This is a genomic window from Cupriavidus consociatus (assembly GCF_017814975.1).
GTDB lineage: Bacteria > Pseudomonadota > Gammaproteobacteria > Burkholderiales > Burkholderiaceae > Cupriavidus > Cupriavidus consociatus.
This window is the reverse complement of sequence record NZ_JAGIQA010000014.1, coordinates 1-16,595: the sequence shown is the minus strand read 5'-3', so window position 1 is coordinate 16,595 and position 16,595 is coordinate 1. Positions and strand designations below refer to the sequence as shown.

13 protein-coding genes, 1 tRNA gene and 1 pseudogene are annotated in these 16,595 nt (G+C 66.2%); 7 read left to right on the top strand and 8 right to left on the bottom strand.

Going from position 1 to position 16,595, the window contains the following annotated elements; all coding sequences use genetic code 11:
• Positions 1-261 precede the first annotated feature (261 nt).
• Together J8I82_RS19495 and J8I82_RS19490 are read left to right on the top strand one after the other, a co-directional pair.
• Positions 262-1,875 carry a flagellar assembly protein A gene (locus tag J8I82_RS19495; protein ID WP_209760585.1) on the top strand — a complete coding sequence of 538 codons (1,614 nt, stop codon included), beginning with the start codon at positions 262-264 and terminating at the stop codon, positions 1,873-1,875.
• Positions 1,876-2,162: 287 nt separating this feature from the next.
• The gene (locus J8I82_RS19490) at positions 2,163-2,318 is read left to right on the top strand and encodes a hypothetical protein (RefSeq protein ID WP_209760415.1); all 156 of its coding nucleotides are present in this window, start codon (positions 2,163-2,165) and stop codon (positions 2,316-2,318) included.
• 69 nt (positions 2,319-2,387) lie between these two features.
• On the opposite strand, the gene J8I82_RS19485 is transcribed toward J8I82_RS19490, so the two are convergent.
• On the bottom strand, positions 2,388-3,500 hold the full coding sequence (locus J8I82_RS19485; protein WP_209760414.1) for a CapA family protein: 1,113 nt from the start codon (positions 3,498-3,500) through the stop codon (positions 2,388-2,390).
• Positions 3,501-3,742: 242 nt separating this feature from the next.
• Between J8I82_RS19485 and J8I82_RS19480 the strand changes: the two genes are divergently transcribed.
• The 3 genes from J8I82_RS19480 to J8I82_RS19470 all read left to right on the top strand — a co-directional run bounded on the left by J8I82_RS19480 (position 3,743) and on the right by J8I82_RS19470 (position 6,377).
• A complete protein-coding gene (locus J8I82_RS19480; protein WP_209760413.1) occupies positions 3,743-5,131 on the top strand; it encodes an FAD-binding oxidoreductase in 1,389 nt (462 codons plus the stop codon).
• A gap of 79 nt (positions 5,132-5,210) precedes the next feature.
• Complete coding sequence (gene ppk2 / locus J8I82_RS19475; RefSeq protein WP_209760412.1) at positions 5,211-6,128, top strand: polyphosphate kinase 2; 918 nt, start codon at positions 5,211-5,213, stop codon at positions 6,126-6,128.
• A 108-nt stretch (positions 6,129-6,236) separates the two neighbouring features.
• Entirely contained in the window at positions 6,237-6,377 is a 141-nt protein-coding gene (locus J8I82_RS19470; RefSeq protein ID WP_209760411.1) for a hypothetical protein, read from the top strand.
• Positions 6,378-6,475: 98 nt separating this feature from the next.
• Here the strand turns inward: J8I82_RS19470 and J8I82_RS19465 are convergent.
• The 3 genes from J8I82_RS19465 to pepN form a co-directional block, all read right to left on the bottom strand.
• Positions 6,476-6,551, bottom strand: a tRNA-Thr gene (locus J8I82_RS19465).
• A 181-nt stretch (positions 6,552-6,732) separates the two neighbouring features.
• Positions 6,733-7,749 (bottom strand): class 1 fructose-bisphosphatase, encoded by a 1,017-nt coding sequence (locus J8I82_RS19460; protein ID WP_063237169.1) that lies wholly within the window; start codon positions 7,747-7,749, stop codon positions 6,733-6,735.
• Positions 7,750-7,845: 96 nt separating this feature from the next.
• Positions 7,846-10,560: an aminopeptidase N gene (pepN, locus tag J8I82_RS19455; RefSeq protein WP_209760410.1), complete on the bottom strand. Its 2,715-nt coding sequence runs from the start codon at positions 10,558-10,560 to the stop codon at positions 7,846-7,848.
• Positions 10,561-10,846: 286 nt separating this feature from the next.
• Here pepN and J8I82_RS19450 point away from each other — a divergent pair, with 286 nt between their 5' ends.
• Both J8I82_RS19450 and J8I82_RS19445 read left to right on the top strand, forming a co-directional pair.
• Positions 10,847-11,473, top strand: a complete 627-nt coding sequence (locus J8I82_RS19450) for a DUF4136 domain-containing protein (protein WP_209760584.1) — start codon at positions 10,847-10,849, stop codon at positions 11,471-11,473.
• Positions 11,474-11,769: 296 nt separating this feature from the next.
• The gene (locus J8I82_RS19445; protein ID WP_209760409.1) at positions 11,770-14,091 is read left to right on the top strand and encodes an NADP-dependent malic enzyme; all 2,322 of its coding nucleotides are present in this window, start codon (positions 11,770-11,772) and stop codon (positions 14,089-14,091) included.
• A 119-nt stretch (positions 14,092-14,210) separates the two neighbouring features.
• On the opposite strand, the gene J8I82_RS19440 is transcribed toward J8I82_RS19445, so the two are convergent.
• From J8I82_RS19440 to J8I82_RS38375, 4 genes and pseudogenes are all read right to left on the bottom strand, one after another.
• The gene (locus J8I82_RS19440) at positions 14,211-14,456 is read right to left on the bottom strand and encodes a hypothetical protein (protein WP_029045604.1); all 246 of its coding nucleotides are present in this window, start codon (positions 14,454-14,456) and stop codon (positions 14,211-14,213) included.
• Positions 14,457-14,694: 238 nt separating this feature from the next.
• Positions 14,695-15,762, bottom strand: coding sequence for a porin (locus tag J8I82_RS19435; RefSeq protein WP_209760408.1), 1,068 nt, complete (start codon positions 15,760-15,762; stop codon positions 14,695-14,697).
• A 182-nt stretch (positions 15,763-15,944) separates the two neighbouring features.
• Entirely contained in the window at positions 15,945-16,463 is a 519-nt protein-coding gene (uraD, locus tag J8I82_RS19430; RefSeq protein WP_209760407.1) for a 2-oxo-4-hydroxy-4-carboxy-5-ureidoimidazoline decarboxylase, read from the bottom strand.
• 12 nt (positions 16,464-16,475) lie between these two features.
• Positions 16,476-16,595 (bottom strand): annotated as a pseudogene (locus J8I82_RS38375) (allantoinase); the annotation flags it as partial.

Here is a 16,595-nt window from a genome sequence, read left to right as displayed (position 1 = left end):
CTGCAAGGCTGCGGGACGCGGCGCGTCCCGGAAATGCCGACAGTTTACCGAAAAGTCCGGCGAGGCCATCCGCTGATGATCTGGCCCACCCCACCTCGGCGGGGACCGTTGCTCGCTCAAGTTTCGCCCTTCCGCTGCCGATGGTCATGGTTCGATAACAAGTGGAGCGCCAGCGGTCCGGGAACGCGTTCGTTGTCCGCCAGCGCGGGCAGGCCGCCTTGGGCGATCGCCATGCAGCTCCGCAACAATGTCAGGGGACTCATGAGGCACGAGTCGGGTTTGCGCCTGGAGTTGACCGAGCCAGGCGAGCAGGTGCATGCACGCTACACACCGGAGCCGGGCAGGCTGGCGCCGGATCACGCCAGCCTGAAGCAATGCCTGGACAGCCACGGCTGGGCCGGCGCCAGGCTGGACGCACGCGCGGTCGCGCAGTTCCTGCAGCAATGCCAGCGCGCCGAGCATGAGATCGACGCCGCCATCGGCGTACTGGTCGATGGCGCGTTCGAGCTCGATATCACGGACGACGGCCTGGCGGTGCGGCTCACGCTGTTGCCGGCCGAAGGCGGCCGCCCGGTCACGGGGGACGATATCCGTCGCGCCGTCGCCGGGCGCGGCGTGGCGGCGCCGATCCAGGTGCTGGCGCTCGACGCCGCGCTGGCCGAAGGCCGCTGCGAGCTGCGCACCATCGCCGCTGGCGTGGCGCCGCGCCAGGGCGAGCCGGCGCGCTTTGTCAACCTGCTGCAACCGCGCAAGCCGGTGCAATCCGATGAAGACGATGCCCGCGTCGACCTGCGCGACCTCGGCAACCTGCTGCTGGTCAGCCCCGGCACGCCGCTGATGCGCCGCATTCCGGCGGTGCCCGGCCATGACGGCGTGGACGTGTTCGGCAAGCCCATTGCCGCCGATCCCATGGACGATCCGCCCTTTGCCGAGGGCCTGACCGGCGCCGCCGCCGATCCAGACGACCCCGACCTGCTGGTTGCCGTGATCGCCGGCGCGCCAGTGGCCGGCGTGCATGGCATCGCCGTCAGCCCGGTGGTGCAGGTCGAGGCAGTCGACCTGCATTCGGGCAACGTCGCTTTTGACGGCACGCTGCGCGTGACGGGCGATATCCGCACCGGCATGTCGGTGCGCGTCAGCGGCGACGTGCTGGTCGAGGGCACTATCGAAGCTGCCGATATCGACGCCGGCGGTAACGTCGTGGTCAAGGGCGGCATCATCGGCAAGGCCGAGAGCGGCCGTGCCGACGGCGGCATCAGCCGCGCCAGCGTGCGCTGCAAGGGCGCGGTCAAGGCGCGCTTCATCGAGAACGCCGTGGTCGAGGCCGGCACCGAGGTGACCGTCGACAGCGGCATCCGCCAGAGCGACGTGGCCGCGGGCGCGCGCATCGTGGTCGGCGGCACCGGCGTGCAGGGCAGCATCAGCGGCGGGCGCACGCGCGCCATGCTGGCGGTGCGCGCCGCGGTGCTCGGCAGTCCTGCCGGCAGTGCCACCAGCGTGCAGGTGGGAGTGAACCCCTATGCCGACGCCCAACGCGCCGCGCTCGAGGCCGACCGCCGCAGGCTGCTGGAAGAGCAGAACAAGGTCAAGCAGCTGGTCGCATTCTTTGCCAGGCATCCGGAAAAGGCCGTCGGCGACCTGCGCGAGAAGGCGCGTGCCACGCTGTTCAAGCTCTCGCGTGACCAGTTCGAACTGGAAGGCCGCCTGGCCGAGCTGGGCCAGCAGATGCAGCCCGCCGCCGACGCCGTCATTGACGTGGCACGGCGCATCCATGGCGGCGTCACGCTGCAGGTGGGCAATCGCGTGCTCAAGGTGATGGAAGACAAGCCCGGTGGCCAGATCCGCCTGGTCGACGACCGAATTGCGGTGACGTGAGCGGAACCTGATCGGCACCCGAGCGAGAGCTTCCCCGCGCCCGAATTTGTACTATCCTGCAGATATGTCCTGGGGTGCCGCAGGATGGGCGAGAGAGCTAGTCTCGGGCAGTGAATGCAGAAGCGGACCAGCAAACTGTGGAAGCGTTACACGGAACCGACTCACGTGGCACTTGAGATACCGGAAGGCCAGCCAATGCGGCTGGCCTTCCTGCTTTTGCAGGCATCCGCATCGCGCGCGTTCCGACCTACACTGAAGGTGCAACCAGTCGCTTACAGGAGGTTGCTATGACTGCCGCACTGATCACGGCACTGGCGCTGATCGCCCTGGTCGCCTGCGCCGCCTTTGTCATCTGGATCATGCGCGAGAAGAACCCGACGCTGCTGCAGCAGCAGGAGCAGTCGGTGCGCACATGGTTCGACCATATGATTCACCGCCACTAGGCACCGCAGCCTGGCGCTGCGTGCCGCAAGAGCCCGCCGTGCAGGCGGGCTTTTTTCATGGCGCCGGCGTCATGCCGCCGACAGGCGCAGTTCGTGCAGCGCGCTGCGCTCGACCCGCGTGCGGAGCGAGCGTCCTTCGTAGGCGAACATCGCCAGCAGCCATGCGATGTCGACTTCGCCCGCATATTCGAGCCGGAAATGGCTGCGCCGCAGCGGCACCAGCCGCAGGTCTGCGTTGCCCGCCGCATCGAAGCCGACGAAGACCATCAGCGCCAGGTCCGGCCGGTAGTCGTCGTAGCCGCCGATGCCCTCGTAGTCGTTGATAAAGTCGCCGCAGCCATAGAGGATGGGCTTGCCCGCATGCAGCTCGATGCCGAGCGGATGGTGCGAGGAATGTCCGTGCACGATATCCACGCCGGCCCGTTCCACCAGCCGATGCGCGAAGGCGCGTTGCGCCGGATCGATGTGGTAGCCCCAGTTGCCACCCCAGTGGATCGATGCCACCACGAGGTCGCCGGCACGCTTGTCCTTGCCAATCCGCGCGGCGATGCGATCGCACGAGGCGGCGGACCAGTCATCCAGCAAATTCACGCCGGAGTGGCCGGCGGTGGCACGCCATGCCGCGGGTGTGCCGCAATCATGCATGGCGAAGGCAAACACACCGACGCGGCCGCCGCCCGGCCGGGGCAGCCACGCCGGCCGCATTGCGCTGTCCTCGTCGGGGCCGGCACCGGCATGCGCGATCTGCGCGGCATCGAGCGCCGCCAGCGTATCGGCCAGGCCCGCGCGTCCCCAGTCGAGCACATGGTTGTTGGCCAGTGCCACGCAGTCGATGGCCGCCGCCTGCAGGCAATCGACATTGCCCGGATGCATGCGGTAATGCACCACCTTGCCGGGCCATGCGTCGTCGCTGGTGGTGATCGCCGTTTCCAGGTTGGCAATGCGCGGCCAGGCGCCGCGACGATCGAGCTCGGCGAGCGCATCGCCCCATGGATACGCCGGCGCCACGGGACGCGCGATCGGGCCCGCCTTGCGCTCGGCCAGGCGCACATAGTCGAGCGCCGAATGCACATACGACTCATGCAGCAGCGGCTGGCTGGGATGCGCCAGGATCTGGTCGATGCCGCGCCCGGTCATCACGTCGCCGCACAGGAACAGGGGAGGGGGGCTGGTTGTGTCCATTGCACAGCCGGTCGGCGCAGGTTGGCACGGTGCCGGCAGTGCTTCCATGATAGGCGGGCATGGCGCCATGATCGCGTTGCGGCACTTGGGCGAGGCGCGCCAAACGTCGCGGTTGATGCCGCGTTTACATTCGGCGGGGGCCTGCCTTAAATGGTGAAGTCATCGGTCCTCGTGGCCATCTTCCTGCACCCCCGGCAGCCGCGCGTCGTCCGATGGTTCCAACCCGCATCGGGAGACAGATCATGAGCCAGTTATCGCAAGAACATGTCGAATCACTGAAAGCGCAATTGCGCGGCCGGCTGCTGCAGCCCGACGACGCGGCCTACGATGAAGCCCGCCGCATCTGGAACGCAATGATCGACCGCCGGCCGCAGCTGATCGTGCAGGCCGCCGGCGCCGCCGACGTGATCGCCGCGGTCAACTTTGCGCGCGAGCGCGGCGTGCTGCTGGCGGTACGCGGCGGCGGCCACAATATCGGCGGGCTGGCGATTTGCGATGGCGGCATGGTGCTCGACCTGTCGGCGATGCGCTCGGTGCGCGTCGATCCGGGGGCGCAGCGCGCCTGGGTCGAACCTGGCGCCACGCTGCGAGACTTCGACCATGAGGCGCAGGCCTTCGGGCTGGCCACGCCGCTTGGCATCAACTCGACCACCGGCGTCGCGGGCCTGACCCTCGGCGGCGGCTTCGGCTGGCTCAGCCGCAAGTTCGGCACCACCGTCGATAACCTGGTCTCGGCCCAAGTGGTCACTGCCGACGGCAAGCTGGTGCGCGCCAGCGCAGACGAGCAATCCGACCTGTTCTGGGCATTGCGTGGCGGCGGCGGCAATTTCGGCGTGGTCACAATGTTCGAGTTTCGGCTGCACCCCGTCGGCCCCGAAGTCTATGGCGGCCTGATCGTCTACCCACTCGAGCAGGCTGCCAACGTGCTGCCGGCCTTCCGCGAGCAGTTCAAGTCGATGCCGGATGAATTGACGGTCTGGGCGGTGTTGCGCCAGGCCCCGCCACTGCCGTTCCTGCCACCGGAGGCGCATGGCAAGCCGATCGTGGCGCTGGCGATCTGCTATATCGGCCCGCCGGAGCATGGCCCCGCGCTGGTCGAGCCGCTGCGCAAGCTGGGCACGCCTTATGGCGAGCATGTCGGACCGATGCCGTTCACGGCATGGCAACAGGCCTTCGATCCCTTGCTGGCGCCGGGCGCGCGCAACTATTGGAAATCGCATAACTTCGACGGCCTCGACGACGGCATGATCGCGATGCTGGTCGAGCAGATCGGCAAGCTGCCGTCGCCGCAATGCGAGGTGTTCGTCGGCGCAATGGGCGGCCAGACCAACCGCGTGGCGCCGGACGCCACCGCTTATGCCAACCGCGATGCGCAGTTCATCATGAACCTGCACGCGCGCTGGGACACGCCGGCCGAGGACGACGCCTGCATCGGCTGGGCCCGCGAAGTATTCCGCGCCGCGGCGCCGTTCGCGCTGGGCAGCGTCTACGTGAACTTCCTGACGCAGGAAGAAACCGACCGCGTCGGCGCCGCCTACGGTCCCAACTTCGCACGGCTGGTCGAGGTCAAGCGCCGCTACGACCCGGACAACCTGTTCCGCCACAACCACAACATCAACCCGGCGGCATAGCGCGCGAAGGCGTTCACGCGGCTGCAACACTGGCGTGCCAGCATCGGCGCGACCGCGATGTATCCGACAGGAGGAGCAGATGAGACCGGGCGAGGCCGAGCTGGTACGGCGCATCCACAACGAAGTGGCCGACTACTACGACGAAGAGATCGAACTGGAGCTGGACGACCGCGAAGCCAGCGAAGCCTTCGGCGACCCGGTGCACCTGCCCGACGGGGCCGAGCAGGACAGCCGCCGCCACTATTTCCGCGAGCTGTTCCGCCTGCAGGGCGAGCTGGTGCGGCTGCAGAGCTGGGTCGCGGCCACCGGCCACAAGCTGGTGATCCTGTTCGAAGGACGCGACGCCGCCGGCAAGGGCGGCGTGATCAAGCGCATCACGCAGCGGCTGAACCCGCGCGTGTGCCGCGTGGCCGCGCTGCCCGCGCCCAACGACCGCGAACGCACCCAGTGGTACTTCCAGCGCTACGCGGCGCACCTGCCCGCGGCAGGCGAGATCGTGCTGTTCGACCGCAGCTGGTACAACCGCGCCGGCGTCGAGCACGTGATGGGCTTCTGCAACGACGAGCAGTACGAAGAATTCTTCCGCTCGGTGCCCGAGTTCGAGAAGATGCTGGTGCGCTCCGGCATCCAGGTCGTCAAGTACTGGTTCTCGATCACGCACGACGAACAGCGCCTGCGCTTCCTCAGCCGCATCCACGATCCGCTCAAGCAATGGAAGCTCAGCCCGATGGACCTGGAATCGCAGCGGCGCTGGGAGGACTACACCAAGGCCAAGGAGACCATGCTCGAGCGCACCCACATCGCCGAGGCCCCATGGTGGGTGGTGCAGGCCGACGACAAGAAGCGCGCGCGGCTGAACTGCATCCACCACCTGCTCAGCCTGGTGCCCTACCAGGACGTGGACGCACCGTCGATCGTGCTGCCGGCGCGCGAGCGGCATGAGGACTACGTGCGGCATCCGGTACCGCAAGAGATGTTTGTGCCGGAAGTGTACTGATCCACCTTGCTGGAGCTAGGGTAAGTGCGGGGTGCGGTATCGGCCCCGCGGCGGCAGCGCTCCCTATAATGAAAACGGCCACCTGGCAAACAAGGGTGGCCGTGCATCGTGGAACTGCTTGTTTTTTGGGCGACCCTGCTTGTCGCCTTCCTCCTGATGAAGCACGCTGGCTGCTTCAGCCAGCCGGTGCTCTATCCCGACTTCGACCATCCGTTCCGGTATTGGTGGGCGCGGCGGTTGGGGCGCTGATCACTGTGTCGGCACTGTGGCTTCAGGCGACAAAAAACCCGGAGAGCGTGACGCTGTCCGGGTTTGCGTTTTGCGTGGGCGATGCCCTGAATTCTTTTTGGTGCCGAAGAGAGGAATCGAACCCCCGACCTTCTCATTACGAATGAGCTGCTCTACCGACTGAGCTACTTCGGCAACAAGTTCCGGTGAACTGGAACAGCCCGCAATAATAGCAGCGTTTTTCAGGCTTGGGAAGCCCTTTGTGTCGCCCGTGCCATCCGGCGGCACGATCCAGGCGGCTCCTGCTCCGCTTGCGGGAGGCGGACGAAAGACGGGGCGCCAGCTGGCGCCCCGTCTTGTTGCCGGTGGGCGAGGCTCAGGCCTTGCCTTCGGCTTCGTGGTGGTAACGCGTGACGCGTTCCACTTCGTTCTTCGAACCCAGGATCACCGACACGCGCTGGTGCAGCTTTTCCGGCTGCACGTCCATGATGCGGATCTGGCCGTTGGTGGCCGCGCCGCCGGCCTGCTCGACCAGCATCGCCATGGGGTTGGCTTCGTACATCAGACGCAGCTTGCCGGCCTTTTCCGGCTCGCGCTTGTCCCACGGATACATGAAGACGCCGCCGCGGGTCAGGATGCGGTGCACGTCGGCGACCATCGAGGCGATCCAGCGCATGTTGAAGTTCTTGCCGCGCGGGCCTTCGTCGCCGGCCAGGCATTCGTCGATGTACTTGCGCACCGGCGGGGCCCAGTGGCGCATGTTCGACATGTTGATGGCGAATTCCTTGGTGTCTTCCGGAATCATCAGGTTGGACTGCGTCAGCACGAAGCTGCCCGCCTCGCGGTCCAGCGTGAATACGTGCACGCCGTTGCCAACGGTCAGCACCAGCGTGGTCTGCGGACCGTAGACGGCGTAGCCGGCGGCGACCTGGTGGGTGCCGGGCTGCAGGAAGTCGGCTTCGGTCACGGTCTGGCCAGGCTTGGGCATGTGCAGCACCGAGAAGATGGTGCCGATCGACACGTTGACGTCGATGTTGGACGAGCCGTCGAGCGGATCGAACAGCAGCAGGTACTCGCCCTTCGGGTAGCGGTTGGGAATCTCGTAGAACGATTCCATTTCCTCCGACGCCATCGCGGCGAGGTGGCCGCCCCACTCATTGGCGTCGAGCAGCACTTCATTGGCGATCACGTCCAGCTTCTGCTGGGTTTCGCCCTGGACGTTGCCGGTGCCGGCCGAGCCCAGCACACCGGCGAGCGCGCCCTTGTTGACGGCGTTGGAAATGGCCTTGCAGGCGCGCGCGACCACTTCGATCAGCAGCCGCAGTTCGGGCTGGATCGTGTTGTGCTTGCGCTGCTCCTCGACCAGGTAGCGGGTGAGGCTGATGCGAGTCATGGTTGGTTCTCCTTGGATGGCCGCAATTCTACATGCCCGGCCGGCCCCGGCCGGGCAAAGGGGGCGTTGCGGGGCCTCCCTGACATACTCTGCAGTTCAGGCGGCCAGCGCCTTGCCGACGATTTCCCTGACGTCGCGTGACAGCGTGGTGCTGGCGGCAACGCGCTCCAGCTCGGCGCGCATGCGGTCGCGCAGCGTCAGCTCGTACTTCTGCCAGCGGTCCATCACCCGCGCCAGCCGTGCGGCCACCTGCGGGTTGATGGCGTCGAGCGCCAGTACCTGGTCGGCCCAGAAGCGGTAGCCCGAGCCGTCTTCGGCATGGAACTGCGCCGGGTTGCCGGAGCAGAAGCTGAAGATCAGCGAGCGCGCGCGGTTGGGGTTGCGCAGGTTGAATGCGGGGTGCTCCATCAGCCTGAGCACGGTGTCGATGGTGCGCTTGCCGGCGTGCGGTCCCCCCGGTTGTGGCCCCACACTGCCGCGCTGCATGCCCTGCAGCGAGAACCATTTGTCGATCACCAGCGCGTCGTCCTCGAAGCGCTCGTAGAAATCGGCGAGCGCATGCTCGCGCCCGGGCGCGAAGCTGTTGACCAGCGCCGACAGCGCGGCGAAGCGGTCGGTCATGTTGTCGGCGGCCTGGTACTGCTTGTCGGCCAGCGCGTGCATGTCGGCATCGCCGCTGTCGGCCAGGTAGCCGAGCGCCAGGTTGCGCAGCGCGCGCCTGGCGGCCGAAGTCGCATCCGGCGAGTAGGCGCCGGGCGTCGCGTTGGCCTCGTAGGCGGCCAGCCAGTCGGCCTTGAGCGCGCGGGCCAGGCCCTCGCGCATGAACTGGCGGGCGCGGTGGATGGCGGAGGGATCGGCCACGCCCATGCGCTCGGCCAGGTAGGCTTCGGCGGGCAGCACCAGTGCCTGCTCGCGGAAGGCGGGGTTGAGCGTGTCGTCGGTCAGCACGGCGCGCATGGCCTGGACCAGCGCCGGATCGAGCGTGAGGTCGCGGCTGGCCTGCACGTCGGCGACCAGCTGCAGCAGCGCGCGCGTGGCCAGGCGCTGGCCGGCTTCCCAGCGGTTGAAGGCGTCGCTGTCGTGTGCGAGCAGGAAGGTCAGCTGCGCGTCGGTGTATTCGGCATCGACGATCACCGGCGCGGAGAAATTGCGCAGCAGCGACGGCAGCGGTGCCTCGGCGCCCCGCGGCAGGTTGACAAAGCGGAAGGCCTGCTCCGCCTGCGTGAAGTCGAGTACGCGCGTGGTTGCGCCAGGCGAGCTTTCGCCCTCGAGTTGCAGCGGCAGGTCCTTGCCGTCTGCGCCAAGCAGGCCGAGCGCGAACGGGATGTGGAAGGGCTGCTTGTCGGGCGTGCCGGCGCTGGTCTCGATGCCGACCTTGGGGCAGCGCTGCGTCAGCGTCAACGTCAGGCTGCCGTCGTCGGCATTCCACGCGGTGCGCGCGGTCACCACCGGCGTGCCGGCCTGGCTGTACCACAGGCCGAACTGCGTCAGGTCACGGCCGTTGGCATCGGCCATCGCCGCGCGGAAGTCGTCACAGGTAACGGCCTGGCCGTCGTGGCGCTGGAAGTACAGGTCCATGCCCTTGCGGAAGCCGTCGCGGCCCAGCAGGGTCTGGTACATGCGCACGACCTCGGCGCCTTTTTCGTACACCGTGACGGTGTAGAAGTTGTTGATCTCTTCGTAGCTGTCGGGGCGCACCGGGTGCGCCATCGGGCCGGCATCCTCGGGGAACTGCACCTGGCGCAACACGCGCACGTCCTCGATGCGCTTGACCGCGCGGCCCGATTCCGAGCCCATCATGTCGGCGGAGAATTCCTGGTCGCGGAACACCGTCAGACCTTCCTTCAGCGACAGCTGGAACCAGTCGCGGCAGGTCACGCGATTGCCGGTCCAGTTGTGGAAGTACTCGTGGCCGACCACCGCCTCGATATTGGCAAAGTCCGTGTCGGTGGCGGTTTCGGCATTGGCCAGCACGTACTTGGTGTTGAAGATGTTCAGGCCCTTGTTCTCCATCGCGCCCATGTTGAAGTCGCCGACGGCGACGATCATGAAGCGGTCGAGATCGAGTTCCAGTCCGAAGCGCTGTTCATCCCAGCGGATCGAATGGACCAGCGAGTCCATCGCGTGGCGGGTCTTGTCCAGGTCGCGCGCTTCGACCCAGACCTGCAGCAGCTTGTCCTTGCCGGAGGCGGACTGGATCTTTTCCTCGATGCATTCCAGCTTGCCGGCCACCAGCGCGAACAGGTACGAGGGCTTGCGGAACGGGTCTTCCCACACGGCTTCGTGGCGGCCGTCGGGCAGGTCCTGCTTGCTGACCAGGTTGCCGTTGGACAGCAGCACCGGGTAGGCGTCGCGATTGGCGCGCAGCGTGACGCGGAAGGTCGCCATCACGTCCGGGCGGTCGAGGAAGTAGGTGATGCGGCGGAAGCCCTCCGCCTCGCACTGGGTAAAGAAGTTGCCGTTGGACACGTACAGGCCCGACAGCGTCGTATTGGCCGCGGGCTGGCACGCGGTGGTGATCTCCAGCGAGCCCTGCGCGGGCAGCCCTGGGATGGTCAGCGTGCCGGCATCCTGGGTGGCGTTGGCCAACGGCTTGCCGTCCAGGCTGACACCGACCAGTTCGAGTTCGTCGCCGCACAGCACCAGCGGCGCGTCTGCGGCGGCGCCGGCCTGGCGTGCGAAACGCAGCGTGCTGGTGACGACGGTGCGCTGGGGATCGAGATCGAGCACCAGGTCGGCATGGTCGATGGCGAACGGGGGCGCGGTATAGTCCTTGCGATAGACGGTAACGGGCGTATCGGTGCGCAGCATGGAGAGATCCTGTCCTCGGAAGACCGTTGGGGAGGGTGCCATGCGCGCGCGGGGGCGAAGCATGGCGCCGAAGTCCTCATTGTAGCCAAGGGGGTGGGGGTTCACCGTCAGGCGCCGCGCCCGGACCGGCGGGAATTCCGCCGCTGCTGCGTGGTCTCAGCGACACGCAGGAAGATTTCGAGAGTGTGGAAAGCGAGGTAGCTCTATGTGGCAGCGCGCAGGCGGTGTCGGCAATGAAATAAAAAGAACTGCCGGAGCCATGGGATTCCCGGGCCTCTGGGGCGCGATGGCGCTGCTGGCGCTGCTGCTGTCAGGCTGCGCCAGCACCGTGGTGACCGATGTCACCGCCTTCCGCCAGCCCGGCTGGCAGAACGAGGCGCCGCGCACCTACAGCTTTGAACGCACGCCGGAGCAGGCGGGGCAGCTGGACCGCCAGACCTACGAGCAATGGCTGGCCGAGGCGCTGTACGACGTCGGCTACGAGCAGGTGCCGGAGAAGCAGGCTCGCTACCGCATCAGCATGGATTACGACGCCGCGCCAGGCATCGTGCGCGTGGCCGAGACGGTCTATCCCGATCCCTGGTATGGACCTTGGGGGCCCTATTGGGGGCCGTACTGGGGCTATTACCGTCCCTGGGGGGCGTGGGGCCCATGGGGTCCGTGGGGGCCGGGCTACTGGCCGCCGCAGACGGTGGTGCGCGACGTGCCGGTGCTGTTCTCGAACCTGCGGGTCTATTTCAGGGACGCTGCCAGCGGCAAGCGCGTCTACCAGGTCACCGCGCAGAACCAGACCGAGAACGGCAGCCTGCCCGCGACGATGCCCTACCTGATCCGCAGCATCTTTGCGAACTTCCCGGGGGACAGCGGACGGCCGCGACGGGTCACGCTGGAGGTCGAGAAGCCGCAGAAATAGAACTGCGTGCAAATGCGTGCAGAGGCATGCTTCTGCACGTTCATTGCATACCCATTGGTAAAAGCTGTTTAACTGGAACATTCCGCCCAAAAAACGGCTTCCGGACTGGCTTTGGTGGCACTTTGCACGGAGCCGTGGGCTAGAATGACTGCTCGATTTTTCCGTGCCTTCTTGGTCGGGATCGTCAGTTTCGCTGCCAGATGTTTTTTCGCTTCCGGTCCTTCTCCCGATTGCGGCCGATACGAACCATGGCAGGAGAAGGGCGCTTCCGGCCGGGCCATTTTCCGGACGAGCCAATGAGCAGCCAGAACAGCGGTGATGCACCGCAACATGCCCCGAACAGTCCTGAAGCGCAACTGCGCCTCGCTGCACTGGAATACCACCGCAGTCCCACCAAGGGAAAGATCCAGGTCACCGCGACCAAGGCGTTGTCCAACCAGCGCGACCTGTCGCTGGCCTACTCGCCGGGCGTAGCCTACGCCTGCGAGGAGATCGCCAAGGATCCCACCACCGCCGCCGAATACACCTCGCGTGCCAACCTGGTGGCGGTGGTGACCAATGGCACCGCCGTGCTGGGCCTTGGCGACATCGGCCCGCTGGCCGGCAAGCCGGTGATGGAGGGCAAGGGCTGCCTGTTCAAGAAATTCGCCGGCATCGACGTGTTCGACATCGAGCTCGACGCGCGCGACCCGGACAAGATCGTCGAGATCGTCGCCGCGCTGGAACCCACGCTGGGCGGCGTGAACCTGGAAGACATCAAGGCGCCGGAATGCTTCTACATCGAGCAGAAGCTGCGCGAGCGCATGAACATTCCCGTCTTCCACGACGACCAGCACGGCACCGCCATCATCTCGGCGGCGGCGCTGCTGAACGGCCTGAAGGTGGTTGGCAAGGATATCGCCAAGGTCAGGATGGCGGTGTCGGGCGCCGGCGCCGCGGCGATCGCCTGCCTGGACACCATGGTGAGCCTGGGCGTGAAGCGCGAGAACGTCTCGGTGGTGGACTCCAAGGGCGTGATCTACGTTGGCCGCGACGCCAACATGGAAGCCAACAAGGCCCGCTACGCGCAGGACACCTCGGCGCGCACGCTGGCCGACATCGTCAAGGGCGCTGACGTCTTCCTGGGCTGCTCGACCGCCGGCGTGCTGACCGGCGACATGGTCAAGACCATGGCCGACAAGCCCATCATCCTGGCACTGGCCAATCCCGAGCCGGAAATCCGCCCGGAAGTGGCCAAGGCCGCACGCCCGGACTGCATCATCGCGACCGGCCGTTCGGATTACCCGAACCAGGTCAACAACGTGCTGTGCTTCCCGTACATCTTCCGCGGCGCGCTCGATTGCGGCGCGACCAAGATCACGGAAGCGATGAAGCTGGCGTGCGTGAAGGCGATCGCCGATCTGGCCGAAGCCGAACTGAACGAGGCCGTGGCCGCCGCCTACGGTGGCCGCGAGCTGAAGTTCGGCCCCGACTACATCATCCCGACGCCGTTCGACCAGCGCCTGATCGAGAAGATCGCGCCGGCGGTGGCCAAGGCCGCTGAAGAGTCCGGCGTGGCCACGCGTCCGATCCAGGACCTGGAAGCGTATCGCCAGCAGCTCTCGACCTACGTCTACCACACCGGCCTGATCATGAAGCCGGTGTTCTCGGCCGCCAAGGCCGCGCCCAAGCGCGTCGCCTATGCCGAGGGCGAGGAGGAGCGCGTGCTGCGCGCGGTGCAGGGCGTGGTCGACGAAGGGCTGGCGCGCCCGACCCTGATCGGCCGTCCGCACGTGATCCAGATGCGCATCGAGAAGGCCGGCCTGCGTCTGAAGGCCGGCGTGGACTTCGACCTGGTCAACCCGGAAGAAGACCCGCGCTACCGCGCCTACCACGAGGCCTACCACGCGCTGCGCGGCCGAGACGGCGTCACGCCGGACATGGCCAAGGTGGCACTGCGCCGCTCCAACACGCTGATCGGCACCATGCTGATGCACATGGGCGACGCCGACGCGCTGCTGTGCGGCACCGTGGGCCGCTTCGAAGCGCATCTGGAGCATGTGCGCGACGTGATCGGGCTGGCGCCGGGTGCCAGGGTGTTCGCAGCGATGAACGCGCTGATGCTGGAAAAGCACACGCTGTTCATCACCGACACCTTCGTCAATGACGATCCCACCGCCGAGGAACTGGCCGCGATTGCGCAGCTGGCCGCCGAGGAGATCGCCCGCTTCGGCCTGCATCCCAAGGCCGCGCTGATGTCGCACTCGATGTTCGGCTCCTCGACGCGTCCGTCGGCGCGCAAGATGCGCGAGGCTGCAGCGATCCTGGCGAAGGCGGCACCGCACCTGGAAGTGGAAGGCGAGATGCAGGGCGACGCCGCCCTGGACGAAGACGTGCGCCGCCACTTCCTGCCGACGACCAAGCTGGCCGGCAGCGCCAACCTGCTGGTCATGCCGACGCTGGACGCCGCCAACATCGCCTTCAACCTGCTCAAGATCACGGGCGGGCAGGGCGTGACCGTGGGCCCGATCCTGCTGGGCGCGGCCAAGCCGGTGCACATCCTGAACCCGCAGGCAACCACGCGCCGCATCGTCAACATGACGGCGGTGGCGGTGGCGGAGTGCAATGCCATCCGCTGATGTGCTGAGAGGGTAGCTGCTGGCATTGCGCCAGGAAGCAAAAAGCCGGGTCGGTGACCCGGCTTTTTGTTAAATGCTGCCTTGCCACACGACTCGCGCGGCAGCATTCGGTGCGGTGGCTATTGCAGCACGTTGTACTGCTCGCGCATGACCACGATGATGGACTTGGCCGCGGCCAGCTGGGTGTCGAGGTTTTCGACGTATTCCTGTCGAAAATCGACCTCGGCGCTCCAGTTGCATCCGGTATGGTCAGGCTGGTGCATTCGCACCGCGTGCAGCTCGCATTCGCCGCACTCGGGGTTGTTGTCGAGGCACTGGTTCAGGATGGCCATCAGTTCGGATCGCGTCTTCGCATATCGCCGCATGAGTCACCTCTCTAGGATCGAGTTTTGAGGCCTGGAACACCAATCTAGGTAGCGCAAGGTGGCGCTTCCAATTGAATCCCGCTATGGAGCGAAGGCTTCCGATCCGCCATGCGCTTGGCATCTAATGGCGCAACGCAGCATTCCCTGATGTTTTCCTGCTACAAGTGATTGGTGCAAGTGCAATAAAAAGCCCGCCGGAAGGGCGGGCATCAGGACTGCCGGTGAGACGGTTACGCCATCAGAACTTGTGGCGGACGCCCACGCCGAAGGTATCGCCGTGCTCGATGCCGGTGATCTTGTCGTAGTAATAGGCGGCGTAGACGTCGGTACGCTTGGACAGGTTGTAGTCGTAGGCGACGGCAAAGGTGTTGCGCTTGAAGTCGCCCAGCGAGTTGTCGACCTTGCCATAGGCGTAGGAGGCCAGCAGGCTGCCGGCGCCGATGGGCACGGAGGCACCGAACTGGCCGTCGATGTGCTTGGTGTCGCCAGACGGCGCGGTCGTGGCGCGGGTCTTGATGTACTGGCCCTGCGCGAACAGCTTGACCACCTTGAAGTCATAGGACAGCCCGACCTGCGCGGCGTCCTGGCGCGACAGGCCGGCAGAGTTCAAGTCGGTCGGTACGTTGTCGAAACGCACCTGCTGGTAGGCAACAGTGGCCGCGAACGGGCCGCTGAAGTACATCAGGTTGCCGCCCCACTTGTTCTTGCCGGCGGCGCCGGCTTGCTCGCCGAAGGCGTAGATGAAGTTGGCGGTCAGGCCACCGAAATTCGGCGTGGAGTACAGCACCGAGTTGTTCCAGCCCGAATCGCCGATGACGCCCGGATCCACCACTGCGCCGCTGGTCGCGCCGAAGTAGGTGTGGAAGATCGTCGGCGAGAACACGTACGAGTCGATCAGCGGGTTGAACAGGATGGTCGACACGAAGTACGGCGTGGTGTTGCGGCCCAGCTTGATGGTGCCGGCCTTGTCGTTCTGCAGGCCGACATAGGCATTGCGGCTGAACATCGAGTCGCCGGTGAAGCGGCCGCTGTTGCCGCTGTCGGTACGGAAGAAGCCGTTCAGGTCGAAGATGGCCTTGGTGCCGCTGCCCAGGTCTTCGGTGCCCTTGATACCCCAGTAAGACGTCTGCATCCCGCCCGAATTGGCGACCCATGCGCGCTCGCCCGTACCCGGGCTCTTGACCGCGCCGACGAACATGTCGGCCTGGCCGTACAGCGTCACGCTGGACTGGGCCATGGCCGTGCCGGAAAGAAGGGTAGCCGCTACCGCCGCCAGCTTCAGTGCCGGCTTGTACTGCTTCTGCATGTTTAGACCTCCGTGGTTTCTGGATCCTGCTTGGAACGTTGTGTACTGGGTCCCTGTCGGGTTCTTTTAATGTCTTTGTGCTTTTATTCGTGCCGCCTGGCTTTGGCTCGGTGTGGTGGTGTTGCTTGGGGACCGGCGGCATCGGGTACAGCGTTTTTTGTTATACAGGTGACGCTTTTTTGTCAGGCGGATACTAAGTCGTCGAGACGGAACTGCGCAATGCGATGGATCTGGTTGATGCAAGTTTGCAACTCTTCCTGCGGCGAGTTTTCGACGCGGCGCGCGAACTCCGCGATGATCCCGTGGCGGTCGTATCCGCGCACGGCGAGGATGAACGGAAAGCCGAACTTCTGGTTGTACGCGGCGTTGAGCGCCTGCAGGCGATCGAACTCTTGCGGCGTGCACAGGTCGAGGCCGGCGCCGCTTTGCTCGCGCGTGGACTCGGCGGTCAGCTCGCCGCGCACCGCGGCCTTGCCGGCAAGCTCCGGGTGGGCGCGCACCAGCTTCAGCTGCGCGGCCTCGCCGGCTTCATCCACGGCGCTGCGCAGCGCCTGCGCCAGCGCGGCGGCATCGGCAAAGGGGCGCTGCGTGGCAGCGGCCTCGGCGAACCACGGCGAATGTTCATAGATGCCGCCCAGCACCTGCACGAATTCCGCGACAGGCATGGTGTTGAGTTGGGCAAGGGTATAGGTCTGGCTCATGCTGAATCCGGGTTACCTGGCGAGTGTGTAGGGATGGGTCTCGACCCAGTGGCGGGCGATGTCGACACGGCGGCAGATCCACACCTTGTCATGGCCCTGCACGTAGTCGAGGAAGCGCTGCAGCGCGCGGAA